Source organism: Xanthovirga aplysinae (assembly GCF_009711365.1).
Classification (GTDB): domain Bacteria; phylum Bacteroidota; class Bacteroidia; order Cytophagales; family Cyclobacteriaceae; genus Xanthovirga; species Xanthovirga aplysinae.
Map to the genome: position 1 here is coordinate 1 of NZ_SMMB01000293.1, position 1012 is coordinate 1012.

General features: G+C 32.9%; 1 protein-coding gene. It reads right to left on the bottom strand.

Translation table 11 applies throughout. The features are described 5' to 3' along the window. Positions 1–758: hypothetical protein (locus tag E1171_RS00810; RefSeq protein ID WP_155203154.1), on the bottom strand; the 758-nt coding region annotated here is incomplete at its 3' end. Positions 759–1012: the final 254 nt, after the last annotated feature.

The window sequence follows — 1012 nt, forward strand, 5'->3', positions numbered from 1 at the left end:
GCTTTGAGGTAAGGGTCGAGTTCTTCAAAAGAGAAAAAGACATCTAGATACTTACTCCCACCATCCAATTCTTCTAATTTACGGTTGTAATAATGCCACCTAACTCCCCCAACATTTTTCTCTTCTGTAAAATAAAATGTATTTAACCAAGTCCTTGTAAAATGGTAAGCATCAGGGTCAATTTCCCTAATCAGACTTTCTTCTTCTTCAAAACCATTTGCTCTAATTTCTTTAAGCTCCTTTTGAATCTTATCATGAAGAAATAAATCAATTCTATCTATTAAGGCCTTTTCTCCGATCTCAGTCAAAAAGAACTGATAATCAACCCTATCACCCGTCTCCAAATTAAAGGTAATTCGATCCCAATTAATTCTTCTAGACTCGGTATATAATAATAGGCTTAATAGACCATTTTTATTATATGTTGTTTTAAACCCTCCTGAATAATAGACACAATGCCCATTACAGCAATCTTTAAATTGCTTAGCCACCTCATAAAAAACCTCCTCTAAACTGGTACAATCTTCATCCAAACACCAATCATTGATATATTTTTGTAATATCATCAAATTAATTTTTCCGGCAGGAGAACTTTGACTAAGGCTAATCACAGGATAAGTACACGACAACAGCAAAGTATTATCACACCGAACAGAGTCTGAAAAAATTTCAATTTGGGCACTACCATCAGCTATCAGTTTCTTTCCTTTATTTTGAAAAAAGAAACCTGACAAAAAAATCAAAAAAAAGTATTTCATAATTTATTCTTATCCCCATTCTCGTTCAGAAATACTTAAGCCAAATTAAAATCTTCACCTACCAAGTGGACAAAATAGGAGGAATAATACCCTAGCCTGAAGGAGGCCCTAGTTTAAAATCAGTAGGATACATGATATATTCCTCATCTTCCTTTTTGATTTTGTAAATACCTGTAAAGCTTTTGGCTTTACTCACTCCCCCATACTCATCTTTTTTGTATAAATCAAAATAAAAACGGAATGTATTATTTTTT